This is a genomic window from Candidatus Defluviilinea proxima (assembly GCA_016721115.1).
In the GTDB taxonomy this organism is placed as follows: domain Bacteria; phylum Chloroflexota; class Anaerolineae; order Anaerolineales; family Villigracilaceae; genus Defluviilinea; species Defluviilinea proxima.
In genome coordinates this window covers 1,756,723-1,776,064 of sequence record JADKIW010000001.1, presented here as the reverse complement: position 1 = coordinate 1,776,064, position 19,342 = coordinate 1,756,723, and the positions used below count along the sequence as shown (strand labels likewise).

General features: G+C 49.7%; 14 protein-coding genes. 10 read left to right on the top strand and 4 right to left on the bottom strand.

Annotated elements, in window-relative coordinates:
• Positions 1-79 precede the first annotated feature (79 nt).
• From IPP66_08205 to IPP66_08180, 6 genes are all read left to right on the top strand, one after another.
• The gene (locus tag IPP66_08205; protein ID MBK9925262.1) at positions 80-319 is read left to right on the top strand and encodes a hypothetical protein; all 240 of its coding nucleotides are present in this window, start codon (positions 80-82) and stop codon (positions 317-319) included.
• The gene (locus IPP66_08200; protein ID MBK9925261.1) at positions 309-1,769 is read left to right on the top strand and encodes an APC family permease; all 1,461 of its coding nucleotides are present in this window, start codon (positions 309-311) and stop codon (positions 1,767-1,769) included. Before IPP66_08205 ends, IPP66_08200 begins: the two co-directional genes overlap by 11 nt.
• A gap of 326 nt (positions 1,770-2,095) precedes the next feature.
• Positions 2,096-2,917 (top strand): serine/threonine-protein phosphatase, encoded by an 822-nt coding sequence (locus IPP66_08195; GenBank protein MBK9925260.1) that lies wholly within the window; start codon positions 2,096-2,098, stop codon positions 2,915-2,917.
• Positions 2,914-3,921, top strand: a complete 1,008-nt coding sequence (locus tag IPP66_08190; protein ID MBK9925259.1) for a serine/threonine protein kinase — start codon at positions 2,914-2,916, stop codon at positions 3,919-3,921. Before IPP66_08195 ends, IPP66_08190 begins: the two co-directional genes overlap by 4 nt.
• A gap of 410 nt (positions 3,922-4,331) precedes the next feature.
• Positions 4,332-5,672: a glutamine synthetase gene (locus IPP66_08185; GenBank protein ID MBK9925258.1), complete on the top strand. Its 1,341-nt coding sequence runs from the start codon at positions 4,332-4,334 to the stop codon at positions 5,670-5,672.
• Between the two features lie 90 nt (positions 5,673-5,762).
• Positions 5,763-6,248, top strand: coding sequence for an N-acetyltransferase (locus IPP66_08180; GenBank protein MBK9925257.1), 486 nt, complete (start codon positions 5,763-5,765; stop codon positions 6,246-6,248).
• Positions 6,249-6,271: 23 nt separating this feature from the next.
• Here IPP66_08180 and IPP66_08175 read toward each other — a convergent pair whose 3' ends face one another.
• The 4 genes from IPP66_08175 to IPP66_08160 form a co-directional block, all read right to left on the bottom strand.
• A complete protein-coding gene (locus IPP66_08175) occupies positions 6,272-9,853 on the bottom strand; it encodes a glutamine synthetase adenylyltransferase (GenBank protein ID MBK9925256.1) in 3,582 nt (1,193 codons plus the stop codon).
• Between the two features lie 130 nt (positions 9,854-9,983).
• Positions 9,984-12,359, bottom strand: coding sequence for an FtsX-like permease family protein (locus IPP66_08170; GenBank protein ID MBK9925255.1), 2,376 nt, complete (start codon positions 12,357-12,359; stop codon positions 9,984-9,986).
• Positions 12,360-12,361: 2 nt separating this feature from the next.
• Positions 12,362-13,096, bottom strand: a complete 735-nt coding sequence (locus tag IPP66_08165) for an ABC transporter ATP-binding protein (GenBank protein MBK9925254.1) — start codon at positions 13,094-13,096, stop codon at positions 12,362-12,364.
• A gap of 55 nt (positions 13,097-13,151) precedes the next feature.
• Entirely contained in the window at positions 13,152-13,997 is an 846-nt protein-coding gene (locus IPP66_08160) for a CPBP family intramembrane metalloprotease (protein ID MBK9925253.1), read from the bottom strand.
• Positions 13,998-14,148: 151 nt separating this feature from the next.
• Here IPP66_08160 and IPP66_08155 point away from each other — a divergent pair, with 151 nt between their 5' ends.
• From IPP66_08155 to IPP66_08140, 4 genes are all read left to right on the top strand, one after another.
• Positions 14,149-14,742: a TetR/AcrR family transcriptional regulator gene (locus tag IPP66_08155; GenBank protein ID MBK9925252.1), complete on the top strand. Its 594-nt coding sequence runs from the start codon at positions 14,149-14,151 to the stop codon at positions 14,740-14,742.
• 249 nt (positions 14,743-14,991) lie between these two features.
• A complete protein-coding gene (glnA, locus tag IPP66_08150; GenBank protein ID MBK9925251.1) occupies positions 14,992-16,398 on the top strand; it encodes a type I glutamate--ammonia ligase in 1,407 nt (468 codons plus the stop codon).
• 76 nt (positions 16,399-16,474) lie between these two features.
• The gene (locus IPP66_08145) at positions 16,475-17,101 is read left to right on the top strand and encodes a LysE family transporter (GenBank protein MBK9925250.1); all 627 of its coding nucleotides are present in this window, start codon (positions 16,475-16,477) and stop codon (positions 17,099-17,101) included.
• A gap of 59 nt (positions 17,102-17,160) precedes the next feature.
• Positions 17,161-19,341: a GAF domain-containing protein gene (locus tag IPP66_08140; protein MBK9925249.1), complete on the top strand. Its 2,181-nt coding sequence runs from the start codon at positions 17,161-17,163 to the stop codon at positions 19,339-19,341.
• The last annotated feature ends 1 nt before the right edge of the window (position 19,342 follow it).

Here is a 19,342-nt window from a genome sequence, read left to right as displayed (position 1 = left end):
GACAGGTTCTCATACGACCTGTCAGGTCTACAAAATATTTTCAGGTATTATTCATTCTTTGAGTAAATAGAAAAACACCATGCATGAAACCGCTACGAACATCTCCGCGCCTGCTTTGATCTATCTCGGTATGGGAATGGTCATTGCACGCATCCTGCTTGATGGGACGAATACCCGTCACTTCAACTGGTTGCAATGGCTCCAATTCCTTGTAGATGCCGCACGGATCGTCATGTTATGGCCTTTGGTATTATTTATAGAAAAATTTGAAAGCTGGTTAAAATCCGATTCCAGCAACGAGGTAAAGCATGACCAATAAGACCGACCTCAACCCTGTCCGCAAAACGCTCGGGTTGACGGGCATCACCATCAACGCCATGGCCTTAACTGCGCCCGGCGCGTTCTTGTGGTTGCTCTATCAAGTGCAGGTATCTGCTAATTTCAGCGGCATCGCAGATATTTGGGCTGGGGTCTTGCTGGCATTGCTGTCCGCGTTGTTGACAGCTTTCTCGTTTGGCGAACTGGCCCGGCGTTATCCTGAAGCGGGCTTCCGTAGTGCATATCATTTTGCTGACCGTTTCTTCGCCCGTCAGGTCGATCCACGTTTTAAATTTTTGGCACGCATGGTCAAGTTTGCGACTGGCTGGACGGCCCACTTATATTATTGGGTCTATCCGGGTGTGCTCATCGCTTTCCTGGGAATTCTTGTAGATTATTTGTTACGTTATTTTGGCAATAGCCCCACCGTATATGGTGAGGCGTTGATTGCCGCTTCGTTCGCGGCATTCATTGGTTTTCTGGCTTTACGTGGAATTACTGGAACAACCACAACCAGCGTGGTGTTGAACACCATCCAATTAACGACACTGGTTATTTTTGGCGCGTTGGCGATTGCATTCCGCTTGGTGAACCCAGCGGGCTTCTCACCATCCGAATGGGTATATCCCTCCGCGGTTTCGGTGTTGATTCCGCATGATGTAAAGGGCGTGATTTTCCAGTCAGTGCTGGCAATGATCTTGATGGTTGGATTCGAATCATCCACAGCATTGGCGGCATCTGCTTCGAATGCACAACGTGATATTCCGCGCAGTGCGGTTCTTGCTTTGATCATTCAAGGTGTATTCACATACCTGATCGGATATTTCGCCGCAGGCTTTGCTTTGAATGTACACATCAATGCGACGGCTTCTCATGCTCCCATTGGGGATCTAACGCTTCAGATCGGTGACCTGCTTTTAGGTGGCTATGGAGCTACATTGATGCTCCTCATTGGTTTCATGGTTGGCATCGCTCTGCTTGGCGGCACATTGACCGCCATCAACAACGGCGTTCGCATCAGCTTTGCCATGGCACTGGATGAAGAAATGCCAGATGTGCTTGGCTTCTTACATCCTCAATATGCAACGCCCTATAACACGGTCATTCTCATCAGCATTGTTTCAGCAATCGTTGGGGCGGCTGGCATCATTGGCGGCTTGCCTGTTTTGATGGGCATTATCCTCGCATCCAACCTAGGTGCATTTCTGCTGTATGGTTTGCTGTGTTTGTTGACCATCGTTACTTTTATTGGCGACCCTTCTTTCAATATCTTCCGCCATATACTCCTCCCCATCGTTGGCTTGTTGGTCAATATCGGTATTGTTGTTGCGGCGTTAGGAATTGGATTAAGCGCCGGGGGCATTACCGCCCAAGCCAGCACAGTCGCACTCAGCATTGCAGGGATCTGGTTGTTGATAAACATAGCCTATTATTTTGTCAAACAAAAATAGATCATCAAGTAATTATTTCAAGAGCGCTTAATCTATAAATGGGGTCTCAAGCCTTTTCATTTTGGTTCTATGTTCATATCTAAATGGCCCATTCGGGTAATAGTGTGCGGGGAATTACCCAAATAGAATCTACTCACCTCGTATTTTGTTGTCATCAACCACTTCAAAAGATACACGAGATGGATATGCTGAATTATCCATCTATCAAAGAGCCCCTTCACAAATTGCATGTACATCCATAGAATTTTCATGTAACGCGCGGGCTACCGACTGTCACTATGAATACCCCAGATGATTGCACGGCTTGAAATGGGAGACCATCTATTTTGAGAAAGTACATCCCAGAATTTGAAAGTAGCGGCTTGAGCGTCGTCGGTCCCGTAAGGGAGGACAATCAAGATTCGATTCACTGGGCAAACGATAAACAAACCGCAAACGGCTCATTATTTGCAGTTGCAGATGGCATGGGTGGCTATGCTCATGGCGGCATGGCAAGTTCGCTTGCATTGGAATCTTTCTCTCAGATCATAGCCAGTCAGAATGGCAATTCGATCCCCAAGACTTTACAACGTGGCGTTGAAAATGCCAACCTCAAGGTATATCAGAAGGCACAACAACTAGGAGCCGGGCGCATGGGCACCACACTGACTGCCGCCTATGTAGTTGGCAATATGGCCTATCTGGCACATGTAGGCGATAGCCGCGTGTACCTTATCCGTGATGGGCAAGCCACCTGCTTGACCGCCGATCACACAACCGTAGGCGATATGGTCCGTGCCAAAATCCTTTCCCCCGATAAGATACGCACACATGCTCAACGCTCGGTATTGAATAAAGCCATTGGCATCGGTTTGTTCGTCCAGCCTGATATTACACAGCACAAACTAAAAGAGGATGATCGCTTGATCTTGTGTTCTGACGGTGTCTGGTCGGTGATCGAAGATAACGATTTTGCACGGGTCGCCGCCAAGCATACATCAGCCAATTCGATCAGCCAAAAGTTAGTTGAGCTTGCCTTGCAACACCACACAGACGATAATGCATCTGTAGTGGTCTTCCACCTAAAAAAATTAGTAGAAACATCCACCGAACACGAATCCCCGCAAGAGAATAGTTGGTTTAAAGGTTTGAGGAAATTTTTGTCATGAGCTCCTATGCTATAATTGCCGGTAAGATGCTACAGATCGGGGATCAGTTCGATCACTTTCAGATTCAGGCACACATGGCTCAGGGAGGCATGAGCGATATCTACCGTGCCTTCGATTTAGTGAATCGTCGTGAGGTAGTCATTAAGATTCCTGATCAATCCATGCTTGGTGACCCCGCCCAATTCGAACGCTTCCAACGCGAGCTGGAAGTGATGAAAACACTCGATCACCCCGCCATACTCAAGGGTCTTGGCTCTGGGAAATATAACCGCGTCCCGTATCTCGTAACAGAATTCGTGGATGGGAAATCGTTGCGGTCCTTGATCGAAAGCTCCGCTCCCCTACCGACCGATCAAGTTGTTTCGCTCATCCGAAAAATTGCCGACGGGATGGCTTACTGCCACACCCACGATGTAGTCCATCGCGATATCAAACCCGAAAATATTCTCATCACGGCCAGCGGACAACCCGTCATCATGGACTTTGGTCTGGCACTGACAAAAGGCTCTCACCGCGTCACCTATTCGAATCTCAGCGCCACAATGGGCACGCCCGACTACATGGCCCCCGAACAAATTGAAGGACAACGAGGCGATCAACGTACCGATCTATACGCTCTCGGTACGATCATGTTTGAACTACTTTCGGGGAAAATGCCTTTCACTGGCGATAACAATATGGTCGTCATGGCACAACACCTAAATAACACAGCACCGCGTCTTGACCACGTCAACCCCGCCATTACTCCACAGATTGCCGCCATCGTTGCTACTTGTCTGGCTCGTAACCCTGATGATCGCTATTCGGATATGACTGCCTTCATCGAGGCACTCGATCATCCTGAAAACGCTGACCTCTCTATCTTGGAAAAATCGTCAAACGCATCTTCTGGCTCGTCCATGTCCATGGCACAGATGCAGGTAGTCCGCGGTGTATTGATCGCTGTTGGCATCATCGTCGGTTTGGTTCTGTTAGCGTTGGGGTTACAGTATCTTAATCAGTAATTGAAGCTGTCTTTACACTCGCTTAAGCGGAAAGCAACTCCGTAAGGAGTGTAAGGATTATAGATTTGTACATTGTTTTTACAATAATCCCGAAGGGATGCCACGGTTTTATGATAACCATCTGACATCCCTTCGGGATTTGATTCATCACTTGGATTTTTTTGCATCCCTTCGGGATTGAAGAACCGTTTGACAGATAAAAACGTAGAGAAAATCTATCGGGCGAAAATGTTCTGTTAAGCCGAAGCAGGCTAAAGGTCAAAAAAGAGCCGCATTCTTAAATCCAAAGTAAACATGCATAAGACATGTGGATGGTAATGTCGAGTTGCAGAAACGTTCGGGACAGTGCATAATAGGGTGGAAAAAGAAAATCAGGCGAAAGAGCGTCCATTTTGGGCACAGGATTAACCATGAATCACTCAAAAGACTCAGTTGCAAACATTCTGGCACAGGCTGAACAACATAATATCAAGTTCATTGACCTGCAATTCACCGATGTCGTGGGAGTGGTCAAAAACGTTACCATTCCTGCGCATCAGTTGATCCCCGCGCTTGAAAACGGTATTTGGTTCGATGGTTCAGCGATCGAAGGGTTTGCCCGTGTAGCAGAGAGCGACATGCACTTGCGCCCCGACCCTGCCACATTTGCGATCATCCCCTGGTTGAAAGGTGAAGAAGCCACCGCCCGCCTGATCTGCGATGTGTTCACCCCCGATGGGCAACCTTTCCCCGGCGACCCGCGCTCGATCTTGCGGACTGTGATCGATGAAGCCGCTCAAATGGGCTTCCGTTACAACACCGGCCCAGAACTTGAATTCTTTCTCCTCAAACCCAATGCCGATGGAAGCCTGATCCCGCCCGTCCCCTACGATAGCGGAAGTTACTTCGATGCGCCTTCAGATATGTCTGCTGGATTGAGACGCCAGATGGCGACCACGCTCGAGGCGCTCGGCCTGCAAGTAGAGGCGATGCATCACGAAGGCGCTCATGGCCAACAGGAAATTGATTTCCGTTATTCTGATGCTTTGACCACCGCTGACAGCGCCGTAACTTTGCGCGTGGCCCTCAAGGTCATTGCCCAACTCAATGGATTGTATTGCACCTTCCTGCCCAAGCCCATTCGCGGAATCAACGGCAGTGGTATGCACGTTCATCAAAGTCTCACGTATATCGCTAACGGCAAAAATGCCTTCTCCGATCACGGCGATCCGCATGGACTTTCAAAGATCGCCAAGCACTTTATCGCGGGTCAATTAGCACATGCCCGCGGGATGTGCGCCATTCTTGCACCTTTGGTCAATTCATATAAAAGATTGGTGGCTGGTTATGAAGCCCCCGTATACATCAGTTGGGCGCGCATCAACCGTTCAGCACTCATCCGTGTGCCGCGAGCGTCAGAAAGCGACTCAACAAGAATTGAATTGCGTTGCCCCGATCCAAGTTGCAATCCCTACCTCGCCTTTGCAGTCATGCTTGCCGCCGGGTTGGATGGCATTCGCCGTGAATTGACTGTCCCTGAAGCGACGGAAGAAAATATCTACTTGCTTGAGAAACCCACCTACTCATCGAAAGACGTATTGCCCACATCACTCAATCAGGCACTCAAGGCATTGGAAGAGGACGAAGTTGTCCGCAATGCGCTGGGAGCCCACACCCATGAGGTCTTCATCAATGCCAAACGACTTGAGTACGATGATTATCGGCTTGAAGTGACAAACTGGGAACTTGAAAATTATTTATTGACGTATTAGAAAATCATTCACGTCACGAATAGGTATCAAAGAACATGGCGGTTGGGATTTTCTCCAACCGCCATATATATTGTCTCAAAGGAAGAATAAATGATAAGAGAAGCCCTTAATTCCGATGCCCAAACGATCTCTGAGATCTACAATTACTATATTCTCCATACTTCAATAACCTTTGAGACCGAAACGATCACGCCCGAGGATATTGTCAGCAGAATGGAAAATTACAGGCAAGTCGGACCTTATCTTGTATATGAAGAAAACCAAGAAGTGATCGGTTATGCTTATGTTTCAAGATTTCGGGAAAGAAAAGCCTACGAAAATTCCATTGAATCTACAATCTACCTAAAGAACGGACTTGGTGGAAAAGGGAGTGGATACAAGCTGTATTCGGAGTTACTTTCTAGAGTTTCCCACAAATACCATGCCATCATTGGGGGTATAGCTTTACCCAATGATGCAAGTGTTAGGCTCCATGAAAAATGCGGCTTCAAAAAAGTTGCGCATTTTTCAGAAGTGGGTAGAAAGTTTGAAAAATGGATCGATGTGGGCTTTTGGCAGAAGAGTGGAGATGTTTGAAAAGTTAACTTTTCAAACAGAATCTATGCCAGCAAGCGGCTATTGATCTCTTGCACATCAGCGATATAACGAGTCAGGTCATCGCGCAGATGTTCCACATCCATTTCGTAACGTAGGCGGCGGGCAAGGAAAACAAACTCTTCACTTCCAAAAAGCGGGACAGTCACATCTTTGGCGTTACCACGCACAACACGTAAAGAGTCGATCAACCAGCGTAGGAAGGTATGAGCTTTTCTCAAAACACTGTAATCATCGTCGGAAAGGATCCCGGCCGTGTGCAACGCGGACATGGCATCACGAATATTGGTCAAGCGCAAGGCGGTGTTTTGAGAGCCATGATCGATCTGTAATCCCTGAATGAGATATTCGATATCCACCAACCCACCGGGGCTGAACTTGGCATTGAACGTTCCGCCTGTGACGAGGTGACGGACCTGTTTCTCGCGCATGGCACGCATGGCGGTCACATCGAACGGACCACTTTCATAGGCATAAATATCTCGCAATCTGCATAACTCAGCATTGAGTTCTGCATCGCCCATGATCGGTCGCATCTTGACCAAAGCCTGCCTCTCGTATGCCCAAGCCGCGCCATCGGGTGCATAATATTTGCGGAACGAATCAAAGGGGACAGCCATACTTCCCGCTTTACCATAGGGGCGTAGTTGCAAGTCGATTTGGAAGATACCTTCTTGACGAGTCTGCATGGCATTGAGGACAGAGCGAACAAGTTTCTCAAAATAAGTTGCCGTGTCTATGATTTCGGTCCCGTTCGTTTTACCGTTGCCTGCGTACACGAACATCAATTCAATATCAGAGGCGAAGCCCAACTCACGCCCGCCGCATTTGCCGAGGGCAAGAAGTGAGATACCGCATGGTTGACCGTCTTCCAAGATCGGATCGCCGTGTACAGCTCGCAGTTCCAAGTCACAACGGGCGAGGGTGGCACACAAAGTTGTTTCGGCAAGGTCGGTAAGTTCAGCCGAGAAATCTTCGAATTCCTTGGTCAACCCGAGGATGTGGCGCATGTCAATGCGGAAGAGTTCACGGTCTTTGAAGGCGTTGAGCGTGGCACGCCAATCGGGGTATTCGATATCGCCCACTTTATTGCTTTCAAGCGCCTCTGTCAGTTCGCTTTCAAGTTGTGGCCGGAGCTTGGACGAGGAGAGTGCGTCCATATCTGTGACTACGGGGAAGAGATTGGCATATTGCATGCGCAAGAAATCCTCCCAAAGAAAGTTACTCACGCCAAGCAAACGAGCAAGCGCATTCAAGACATCCGGGCTTTCGATGGAGATGATCTCATCCGTCCAGTTGGGACGCTTGAAGAGTTCAGCAAGGAATTCACGGAAGTGCAGTAAGGCAGTGGATGGATTTGGGGAATGCGGGAGTAAATGCGTAAAGTGCTTGATCAACACAATAGCTGAGCGCAACTCCCTTTGCTTTTCAGGGGATGTGATCTTGGCACCGTTGTCATTTGTCACATGCAGAATATCCTGCGCGCGGGAACCAATGGATTGCACGATCATGCGCGTGACATAGGTATGGGTCAATGCAAGAGCGTTGGTGAATTCGTAGAGGAACCCAAATGTATCCGGCGCGTCAATGCGAAGGATGGTGTAGCGTTCGTCGGCATCATTATCGATTTCGATATTGATGGGAGGCAGAAAGGAAGTTTTTCTGGATACATTCTGATATGCCTGCCCCACACGGACGGCTAATTCGCCACGCGCTTCACGCCTTTGACCTGTGCGCATCATGCGTAAAAGATGATGGAGGTTGCTGGTGTAAGTATCCCAGATCGAGGCATCGTGATGAATGAAAGGATTCGATTCTACAGTGAACACATCCACGATCTTGCGACGGGTATCTGTTTCAGGGGAGGATGAGGCCGGTCGGCGCGGAGGCAGGCGTCGGGGAGATTCATCGAAGCGATTGAATCTCGGACGGGATGAAGTTGGGGCTTCGGGCAAAGGTTCGTAGGTGAAGGCGTTCCCGTCCACGATATTAAATCCAAAGACGAAGAAGAGACCACAGATAATGGAAAGCTCACCAAGATAATCGTAGCCAACAACAGTCACACGCCAAGCGTCTTTGCCAAGTGGCTTGGCTTCAACGATGGCAGGAGTTTGCTCATTGACGCCGCGCGCAAGGTCAGCGTGATGTTGGATCTCTTCGTTGGAAAAAGAATCAACATAATCAGCGCCGAGGCGTGCGATGTGTTGTACAACCTGCGGCTGGGTCTCTTTGACAGGTTCGTTGCCAACGCGATGAAGGTAGATGGCACGGATGGCTTTGCGATGTTCCTCATAACGATGCGTGAGCGCTTGTGTATTTGCAAAACCGAGGCGACCTGCAAGTAATGAGAGGGCTTCAGGCTCAGACGGCATGGTGTAGGTCTGTTGATAGTGCATGACCTGAATGTAATGTTCGATGGTGCGGAGGAAAGTATAGCCATCGGCAAGGATGCGCGTTTCTTCTTCGGTGAGAAGATGATGGCGAGCGAGACGAGGCAATATCTGTAATGTGGCACGTCCATGCAGATCATGATAATGATTGCCATATGCGAGTTGCAAATATTGGACAACGAATTCCACATCGCGGATCGAACCTTCGCCGAGTTTGACTTCGCCCCAATCACGTCCCTTTTGCTGGAGGACTTGTTCGGTACGTTGTTTCATCGAGAAGACGCTGGCGCGTACTTCTTCGGGTTCGTGACTGAAGATGTGCGGCTCAGTTTGGGCGAGGAGTCTTTCACCGAGCGTGATGTCTCCTGCTATCGGACGGGCTTTGAGAAGCGCCTGTTTTTCCCACAGTCGTGCGTTCTGCTGAATATATTGAAGGTAACCGTCGAGCGTGGTAACGAGGAAGCCATCTCTCCCCCACGGACGGAGACGCATGTCTACGCGGTAGAGGAAGCCTTCCGATGTGACACCGCCAATGTTCTCGATCAGACGCTCGCCAAGTTTAAGCTTTTCAATGGGATCATTTGCAGAGACAAAGAGTAAATCAATATCGGAACTGTAGTTGAGTTCTTCAGCACCATGTTTGCCCATGGCGATGACCACAAAATCATTGGCGCTGATGCCACTTTGTTTGCTGGCCAGGTCAAGACAGGCACGGACGAGTCCATCAGCAAGGTTGGAGAGTTGTTGTGTAACGGTGCGAAAATCGTAAAGGTCGAGTAAGTCACTGGCACCGATCCGCAAAAGTTCTCCGCGTTGATAACGGCGGATGGCATCCAGCGCATGTTCATCTGGCGTATCACTGATGATCTTTGATGCTTCCACATGGATCATGCCGGGGCTTTTGCGTTTGGTCAGTGCTGTGCGATGATAGAGAAGATGAACATGTTTGGGATTGCGCAGAATGATCTCTGTCAGAAATTGACTGCCAGAGAAAATAGTAACGAGGCTTTCAATCGTGCGTGGGTTTTGCACAAGCGCGTGCAACAAAGATTCGTCCGCGCTCTCGAGGAGACGTTCGAGATAGACCAGCGAACGCTCAGGGTCAGCGGCGGAGGCGAGCGCGGTTTTCAGATGCGGTTCAACGACACCAAATGAATTCCCAAATCGTTTCGCAATGTTGTGCAAATGGTCGCTCATGGATGTGAATTATACCGTTGCATGTATGCAATCATTTAGGGATTACGCAAAATCTCACCCATCTGCTAATTCGATGTGTTTGAGCGACAGCCGTCTAAAACGACGACTGTCGCCTCGGCACAAATTACGTTTATTCGTAAGCTAACACTTCATTTACGGGCTGCTTTGCAGCGTTCCAGGCAGGCAAGGCACTGACAATAGTGCCAATAAAAATAATAGTCACAAACCAGATGCTCCATCCAGTTATGGAAGTGGTGAGATTGATGGGATTTTTCAGTAAAAGAGCGAATACCTGACCCATCATCCCGCTATATGGAATGGAAAGGATGACTGCCAATACCCAACTCAGCGCTCCGATGAGCGCACCTTCCAAAAGGATAATTTGCAGAACATTTTGGGTGGTGGCGCCAATAGCTCGCATAATCCCCAATTCCCGAGTTCGATCCAGCACATTCAGGCTCATCGTTGAAGCCAGGCCCAACCCGCCGATGGTGGCAAACAGAGCCGCCATAATCAACAGGATACCGGTAATCAGCACCATGTGATCTTCCATAACCTTGCGAACATCCTCTGTTTTCCACATCGTGAACACATCGAATCCTGCGCTGTCGAGTTGAATTTCCAGATTTCTGGTTACCCAACTGGTTAAGTCCGGATTGGTCGTCTTCACTATGGTGCTCGTTTCATACTTCGTTACTTGCGTGAAATAATCGAAAGGAACATACGCAGTTGAAGCCATGAATTCCCGCGAGACGCCAACCAACTGCCAGGTTGTCTTTTGACCCTTGATGTCCAGCAGGATTTTTTCGCCGATTACCGCATCGATACCGTACAACTCCAGCAGAGCATCACTTGCCACGATCGCGTTTTGATCGTCTGACTGTAACCAACGTCCCTTGAGGATGGGCGGCTTCGGCGAAAGCTTTGTATCAAGGTGGGGAGCCGTTAGGCGCAATGGCTTTCCCAGCGTGCCATCCGGCAACACAACGAATGATTGGACGCCACCCCAGGTTTCCACACGTTCCACACCATTTACCTGATTGATGATTTGTTCGATTTCGCCCGACTGATATGACCGGCTGAAAGCGATTTCGATATCATAAGGCATGGCGTCGAATTTACGTTTGATCGACTCATCAATGGAAGCGCCAACATTCATGGCGGTCATGAAATTGGCACCCGCAACGCTCAAAGTCAACAACGTCAACACCAGACGACTGCGGCGGCGAAATGTATTCCGCAGCGAAAGTAAAAACATTCGGGTATCCCCTTTCAAGGCGCTGAGCCAGACATCCATCCGGCTGGAGCCGAATTTTCCTTTTCCGACTCCATAATCGCTCAGCGCGGCTAGAACCGTTGTCCGGCTCCCCTTGATAATCGGGTTTGCAGCAGCTAGCAACGGAACGAGCAATCCCACAATGACGATCAGTGCATAAACCCACAGGTCAACACGATTATCAAAGATTTCAAAGTTCAGCATTTGCACGGCTTCATAGTTGGACAGGGCGCGCCCCAGCGCAAGGCTGATAGGCAAACCAATAGCCAATGCCACCAGCCCCAGCGCCAAAACCATGACCAGATAGATACCGGCGATTTGCCCGGCGTTGCCGCCAATCGCCTTCATGATACCGATCTGGCGGATTTGCTGACCCAACATGGCGGAAATCATAACGGTCACTAAAACACCGCTCATGATCAGGGCAAGTAAACCCATGGCTCCGATCATCGTGATAAAGGCTGACATCAGGTCAGCATGGACGTGCTTGCCGGGTTCAGGAATATCAATCCGCGAAACGGTTCGGCCATTTTCTTCCAGCCAACCCTTGAGTTCATAAGCCGTTTGAGTGATGGCAGCTTTGTCGAATTGATTTTCGGCGACAAGAATCTTCAACTGTCCCAATGTTGAGGCGCCGCCAAAAAGAGCCAGAGTCTCCGGGGTGATATATCCGTAAACGCGGCTTTCCACCCAGGCTGGCGGCAACCCAGGCGTATGCACTGTGCCGGTAAAGGATAGGGTACGTTCTTTCTGATTGGGAATCTTGACAATAACGTCACCACCCATTTTTGCTTGGGCAACCTTTACGGCGGTCCGCTCCAACAGGATTTCGCCAGTGGCTGGAGGCCAGGCTCCCTGCTCTGGCGTGAACTTATCGAGTTGTATCTTATTGAAGTCGGGAATGACATATAACCAGAGTTCACGCCACTCCCCCGGGGCAATTTGGAAGCGTCCAACAATATAGGAGCTTGCTTCAGTTCCAGCGATTTGAGGCATCGCGGCCACTGTTTTTATCAGCTCATCATCTATAGGTTCAACCCACAAGGTTGCCGAGGCGGGATCGGTGTAGAGATAATTCTTGTCCATTTCACGTGGGAGGATCGAATAGGCAACTGCTGCTGTGCCTACACTGACAATTCCAACAACCAGAGCTAAAATCACCAGCAGGGTACGGGCTTTGTTTTCCCACACATCACGAAAGGCTTTGCGCCAGGAAGCATTGATAATCATGGTCAACTCTCTTTGACAACACAGCCATCTACGATGGAAACCGTCCGGTTGACTTGCGCCGCCAAATCCAGATCATGGGTGACGACGATAACCGTTTTCCCGACAGCCGCTTGAGCCTGCAACAATTGAAAAACATCACGGGCGGTCTCGGTATCCAGATTCCCGGTAGGCTCATCCGCCACAAGGATAGGCGGATCATTTGCCAGGGCGCGCGCCAGAGCAACACGTTGTTGTTGTCCGCCAGAAAGCATGGCTGGGAGTTTGTACGCCTGCTCGACAATTCCGATCTGGTCGAGCAAACTCAGCGCCCGCGGCTTGCGTTCACGCACCGGGATGGTTTTACAAAAGTCCATTGCCAGCATGATATTTTCCACAATAGTCAATGTGGGTAGAAGCTGAAAGAACTGAAAGACAATTCCAACATTGAGTCCGCGCCAACGGGCAGTTTCCCCTTCATTCAATTGGTGGATGGCCGTTTGCCCGGCAATCACATCTCCGGATGTAGGCCGGTCAATCCCCGTGAGCATGTTAAGCAGGGTGGATTTACCGCTACCCGACTTACCGACAACAGCCATAAACTCACCCTTTTTGATTTGTAGATTAATGCCTCTAAGCGCCTTGAAGGAACCGGCAGGCGTGGTGTAGGTCTTGATCACATTCTGGAGAGTGATTAGCGACTCTGCCGCGCTGTTTTCCTCAATGGGACGGACTGTTTCTGGCTTTTCTAACGTTTTCATGATTTGTATCTCCTTTATCCATGGGCCGAATTTTTTACCATGCCCGTGATTTGTATTATTTTGCGACACTCGATTTGAGGGTGAATGATTTTGGAAGGCCGGCATTTCTCATTCGCCACCGGTTCAAGGCTATTCCCAGGATGCCAACGAAAGCAATCATGAAGAGTCCACTGAATGAGATAAGATACTCTTGGCCGGGTACGATTTTGAGATATTCGGCAGCCAACGGATGCTGAATCGCATTGACAAAGCTGTGAAATAGTACGGCTGACCACACGCTGCCTGTAATGAGCCTTATCTCGTTATAAAGAATCGAGTAGGCAAAAAACATCAAATAGAGTCTGGGAATAGAGGATAGAACATCTTCCTGCACGGAAGAAACCCACGCAAGTTCGCGAAGATAGGGTAGATGCCATGTCGCCCATACAACCGCACCAATCGCATATGCAAGGTATGTGTTTATTCCAATGGAAGCCAATTTGGGAACCATGTATCCCCGCCAACCAACTTCTTCAAAGGTTGCAGTTATGAAGAACACAGCCATACCCGGTAATACCATTTTTAGATATGGTGCCATGGAGAAACCAGAGACTGATGAGTATGAAGTCATTGTCCCCACAAGCAACAGCAACACCACCATGACAGAGCTGGCTAAAATAATGAAGATATACCACCTGACATTTTTTCGAATCGCAGGATTGAAACCCGCATCAGACCAATCGTGAGTTACTGTCCGCATCAGAAGCGCTACGAGCATGGGAGCCATTCCCCAGAGTATGACTCCAGGTCCAGGTTTGCTTAGGCTACCTCCCAACAGTGGAGCGATAAAGGTCACTGCCACTATGAGAAGAGAAAATATCACAACGTACCAAATTGTTTTCTTGCGCTCAGGATCATTCATTTTGTTTACTCCTTAATATTGAAAATTTGATGTATAAGATACATGTTGTGTCGCATGAGTTATTCTGTCCAAGTTTTAGTGTATTCAGACAGACTCGGAGAAACAAGATTCAATCTAAGATATTTGTCTCAAACGAGACAAGGAGCGCAAAATGACCCAGCCAGAGAACAATTTACGCGTTCGGCGAACGCAGAAACTGTTGCGGGATGCATTAATTGAGTTAATTGAGGAGCAAAGTTTTGATGCACTCACCGTGGGCGAGATAACCAAACGTGCGATGGTTAGTCGGGCGGCGTTCTATCGCAACTATCAGGATAAATATGATCTGGTGGAGCAAATCTTCGCAGAGGCCATGCAGGCTTTATTCAATGCTGTCTTAGAAATAGAAACAGCACATTCACCGCAGATCTGGGTGAAGTTCTTCGAGCACATTGCAGAATACGAAAGACTCTATCGTGCTTTACTTGGACGGAAAGGTAGCCCGTGGTTTGTGCTGAAAATGCGCGCAGCTCTAGTGGACCTGGTCAAAGAATTTGGGCGCTTATCCCCCCAATGGAGCCCCGATGCCGCTCCACCCATTTACCCAACATCAGATGAGTTTGTTCCAGATCTTGTAGCAACCATGTTTGTGGAAGCAATCACTTGGTGGCTTGAACAGGGAAGGCCATATCCACCTGAAGAGATCGCCAAACGTTGTATTCTATTGGCTGGTGCTATCTTCAAAGAAACAAGTACATGGCAATAAGGACTTGTTGAGAGTACTTGATGAGTGGAGAAGGTCAAGATATTGTTTTACCAAAATTCCTTAACGCAAAACTACTATATTCTCTTTACAACACTACACTCTTATGCTCTTTAAAAACAACAACTTGAATTAATTTCAACCACAAAAAATATACTCCGTTTGGGTAATGGACGGGTACCTACCGCACCACTACAATGACCCGCGTAATTATTTGAAACAATTAATACCAAAAGAATAAGGAGATAGAAAATGGCAAAGACAGTTGCTGATGTCATCAAAATGGGTAAGGAAGTCAAGATGGTGGATATCCGCTTCGTTGACCTTCCCGGTACCTGGCAGCATTTCACAATTCCTGTACGCCGCCTCGATGAAGATCTCTTCAAGGAAGGTGTTCCGTTCGATGGTTCATCCATCCGCGGTTTCCAGGAGATTCATGAATCGGATATGCTCCTGATTCCCGATCCCGCATCCGCCTTCATTGATCCTGTTGCTGAGATCCCGACCCTCGTCCTCACCTGTGACGTGCATGACCCCATCACCCTCGAACCTTACGGCCGTGACCCACGCTACATCGCCCGCAAAGCCGAAGCCTATGTCAAGCAGACCGGTATTGCTGATACGGTCTTCTTCGGACCTGAAGCTGAGTTCTTCATCTTCGACAGTGTTAGCTACAGCAGCAGCACGAACGAATCCTTCTATCATGTAGACAGCGATGAAGGTTGGTGGAACAGTGGCGTTGCCGATGGCAAAGGCGGACAGATTTCCCCCAAGCGCGGTTACTTCCCCGTTCCCCCCACCGATACTCTCACAACCGTTCGTGGTGAAATCCTCATGGCTCTCGAAGAAGCCGGCATCCCGATGGAAGTTCATCACCACGAAGTTGCCACCGCTGGTCAATCTGAATTGGGCATCCGCTTCGCCACCCTGACCCGCATGGCCGATCAGCTCCTCACTTACAAATACATCGTCAAGAACGTTGCCCGCAAGAACGGCAAGACCGCAACCTTCATGCCCAAGCCCCTCTTCGGTGATAACGGCTCTGGTATGCACTGTCACTCCTCCCTGTGGAAGGGCGACACCAACGTCTTCTATGATGCCGCTGGTTACGCTGGTCTCTCACAGAACGCCAAATACTACATCGGTGGTTTGCTCAAGCACGCTCCTGCACTTCTCGCCTTGACCTCCCCCACCACCAACTCCTTCCGCCGCCTCGTTCCGGGCTTCGAAGCACCCGTCAACCTCGCTTACTCACAGCGCAACCGCTCGGCCATCTGCCGCATCCCGGTCACCAAGAGCACCAAGGCCAAACGCGTTGAATTCCGCGCACCCGATGCTTCCAGCAACCCGTACCTGTGCTTCTCCGCCATTCTCATGGCTGGTCTCGATGGTATCTTGAACCGCATTGACCCCGGCGATCCCACCGACAAGGACTTGTACGAACTCCCCGCAGAGGAAGCAAAGCTCATCAAGCAGGTGCCGTCCTCCCTCAGCGCTGTGCTCGATGCCCTCGAAGCCGATCACGACTTCCTGCTCCAGGGTGACGTCTTCACCAAGGACCTGCTCGAAGCGTACATCAGCTACAAGCGCCAGGTCGAAGTTGACCCCGTCCGCTTGCGCCCGACACCCTACGAATTCACCTTGTACTACGACTGCTAATTAACAAAAATAGTTTCTCCTGGTTGGTTGAAGTGGAAAGGCCGAGGTGTTCCTCGGCCTTTCCCACATAAATTCCATGTCTCTCTTTATTTCCTCCTTCTTTCTGGCAATTGCATTCTGTGCTCCGCCCGGTGTAGTGACGGCAGAGACAGTTCGACGCGGCACGGTACGTGGCTTCACCCCGGCGTTGTTCGTGCAGTTCGGCTCGCTTGTAGGAGATACCACATGGGCGATCATCGCGCTGACCGGCCTGGCCTTCATTGTTCAAAACACTGTTGCCCGAGTCATTCTCAGCCTAATCGGCATCGCATTGATGCTAAAACTCGCGTGGGACGCCTTCAAAGATGCACAACATGGAAAAGAGCTCAATACCAATGCACCTACATTCAACCGTGGTGACTTTGCCAGCGGCGCATTCCTTTCGCTCGGCAATCCGATGAACATCGTCTTTTGGACCGGGCTGGGGACGACAGTCTTCGCCTCCATCTCAGGGAAACCTGAACCCATCCATTTTGCCTTGTTCTTCGCTGGATTCTTGTTCGGCGCAATACTCTGGTGTTTCGTTGTGGCAGGCCTTGTGGCTTGGGGACGCAAGTACCTCACTCCGGTGTTCTTCCGCTGGGTAAACATCTTCTGTGGAGTTGCGCTGGCCTTCTTCGCGCTACAACTTGGCTGGAAATTGCTCCAGTTTTATAACGGTTAATAACTTGCACAGACGGCATTCCAATGGGAAAATTATCATCACCGGCCCCCCTGTTTAAGATGAATACACCATCCTCCCCCTCCTCGGAAGATTCAGACCCCCGCTTGCTCGAAGCACTGGCGATCCTCAACCAGATCAGCAACGCGATCAATCACATCGGCTCAGACGATGAAAGCTCAAACGAATTGAGTCTGCAATTGATCGTGGACAGTGCCATCCGCGTAGTACCGGGTTCTTCGGCAGTGATCTACACCTATAACCAGATCACAGACTCGTTCGAGAAAGAATCGCGCGTATCTGCCGAACCGGAAGAACGCAAATCTGCCGCTACAACGAACTGGCAGGACGATGCACCTCGTCCCAACGGTATCGGCATGCGGGTTCTCAAACGCCGACAACGCGCCTTCTCTTACACAGAGGCAGATGTAGATGTACATCCCTATCACGCCGCATTGGGCGTCAAGGCAGTGGCTTGTTTCCCGTTGATCGTTGCGAAACAGGCTGTGGGTATTCTCTATATCTATCTGCATGAAGAGCGACAGTTCACTCACCTCGAACAATTGATGCTCGATAATTTTGTGAATCAAGCCGCTATGGCGATCTATCATTCACACCGATTGGCTGGCATCAAGCGCGACCTGACACGCAAAGATGAGGAACTCAACCAACTACGCCGCGCAGGGCTTGTGATCTCCTCCCGCCTGCGCCTCGAAGAGACATTGGATTCCATTTTGCAACTGGCGCTTGAGATCACCAACGCACAATACGGCATCTTCCGTCTTGTGGACAAGAGCGGTAACTATCTGGTGACCAGTGCTGTCAGCGGCGTTCAATTCGAACATCCATTGATCGAACGAATCCCATTGAGTGGAAACAGCATCATGGCACGGGTCGCACAAACGCGCGAGCCCCTTCTCATCCCAGACCTGCGCAACGAACAATGGTCAAAGATCTACTACCCACTGGATTCTGAATTGGAGATGCGCTCAGAATTGGCCGTGCCCTTGATCGATGCCAGCGGACGTCTCGAAGGTGTGTTGAACCTCGAAAGCCCCAAGCCAAACGGGTTCACAGAAGAAGATAATCACATGTTGCAGTCATTGGCAACTCATGCCATCACTGCCATTCAGGAAGTACGTCTGTTGGATGCCTTACAGGAAATTGCGCAACTCTTGATCTCACAACCCACCCAAAAAGTGCTGGACCGTCTCTGTGTGATGGCGAGTGAGTTGCTCAATACAACATCAAGCGCGATCTGGCTTTCGAACGAATCGGGCGAACTGCAACTTGTATCATCGAACGGTTCAGTGAAAAACGTAGGGAAAATTTCGGAAAAAATAGACGAACCAAACTCCCTGCTCATGCCTCTCCCGAAAGGAGAGCAGGCTCGAGCGTTGGGAATGTTTGGGGTGTTCAATACAGAACCGGGCGGAGGAAGAAGCGTCCAGTCCGAATGGGATAAGAAAGTGTTGGCGTGTCTTGCTAATTACGCAGTGCTTGCCGTCCAGAATGAATCCCATCAAAAGGCATTACGCGCCTCGCAAGAACAACATTGGACAGCCGAAACCTTTGCGGCAGTTGGTGATATTTCGGCCAACCTTTTGCACAACATGAATAACAAGGTCGGCACGATCCCTGTGCGTATTCAATCCATTCAAGATAAATATAAAAAATTACTGGAGAAAGACACCTATCTTTCCAACAATCTGGCAGAGATCGAACGAAGCGCCGGTGAAGCGATGCAAGTGGCACAGGAAAATCTTTCGCACTTACGCCCCATTCGCATGGGCAAAGTGCAGATCGCCTCACGCGTGGCCGATGCGCTTCGTAACGTGCAAGTGCCTGCCGCGGTCCGCATTGAAATTAATGGATTGGATGAACTCCCCACTGTTATCGCAGGCGGCCAGAACCTGACGTTTGTGTTCGTCAACCTGATCGAGAATGCCATCGCCGCCATGCACGGCCACGGCTTGATCGTTATACAAGGTACATCGGGCAATGGCTGGGTTGAGATATCGCTCACTGATAGCGGTCCCGGCATTTCACCTGAACTTCATAACCAAATCTTTGAGTTAAATTTTTCCGGGCGAGCGGGTGCGCACCCCGGCAAAATGGGTTTTGGCCTATGGTGGGTCAAAACACTTATGACCCGCCTCGGCGGTTCTGTTACCGTTGAGAGTGACGGGCAACATGGCACAACATTCCGCTTGCGCCTACCTGTGAATACGGAGCAACAATAAA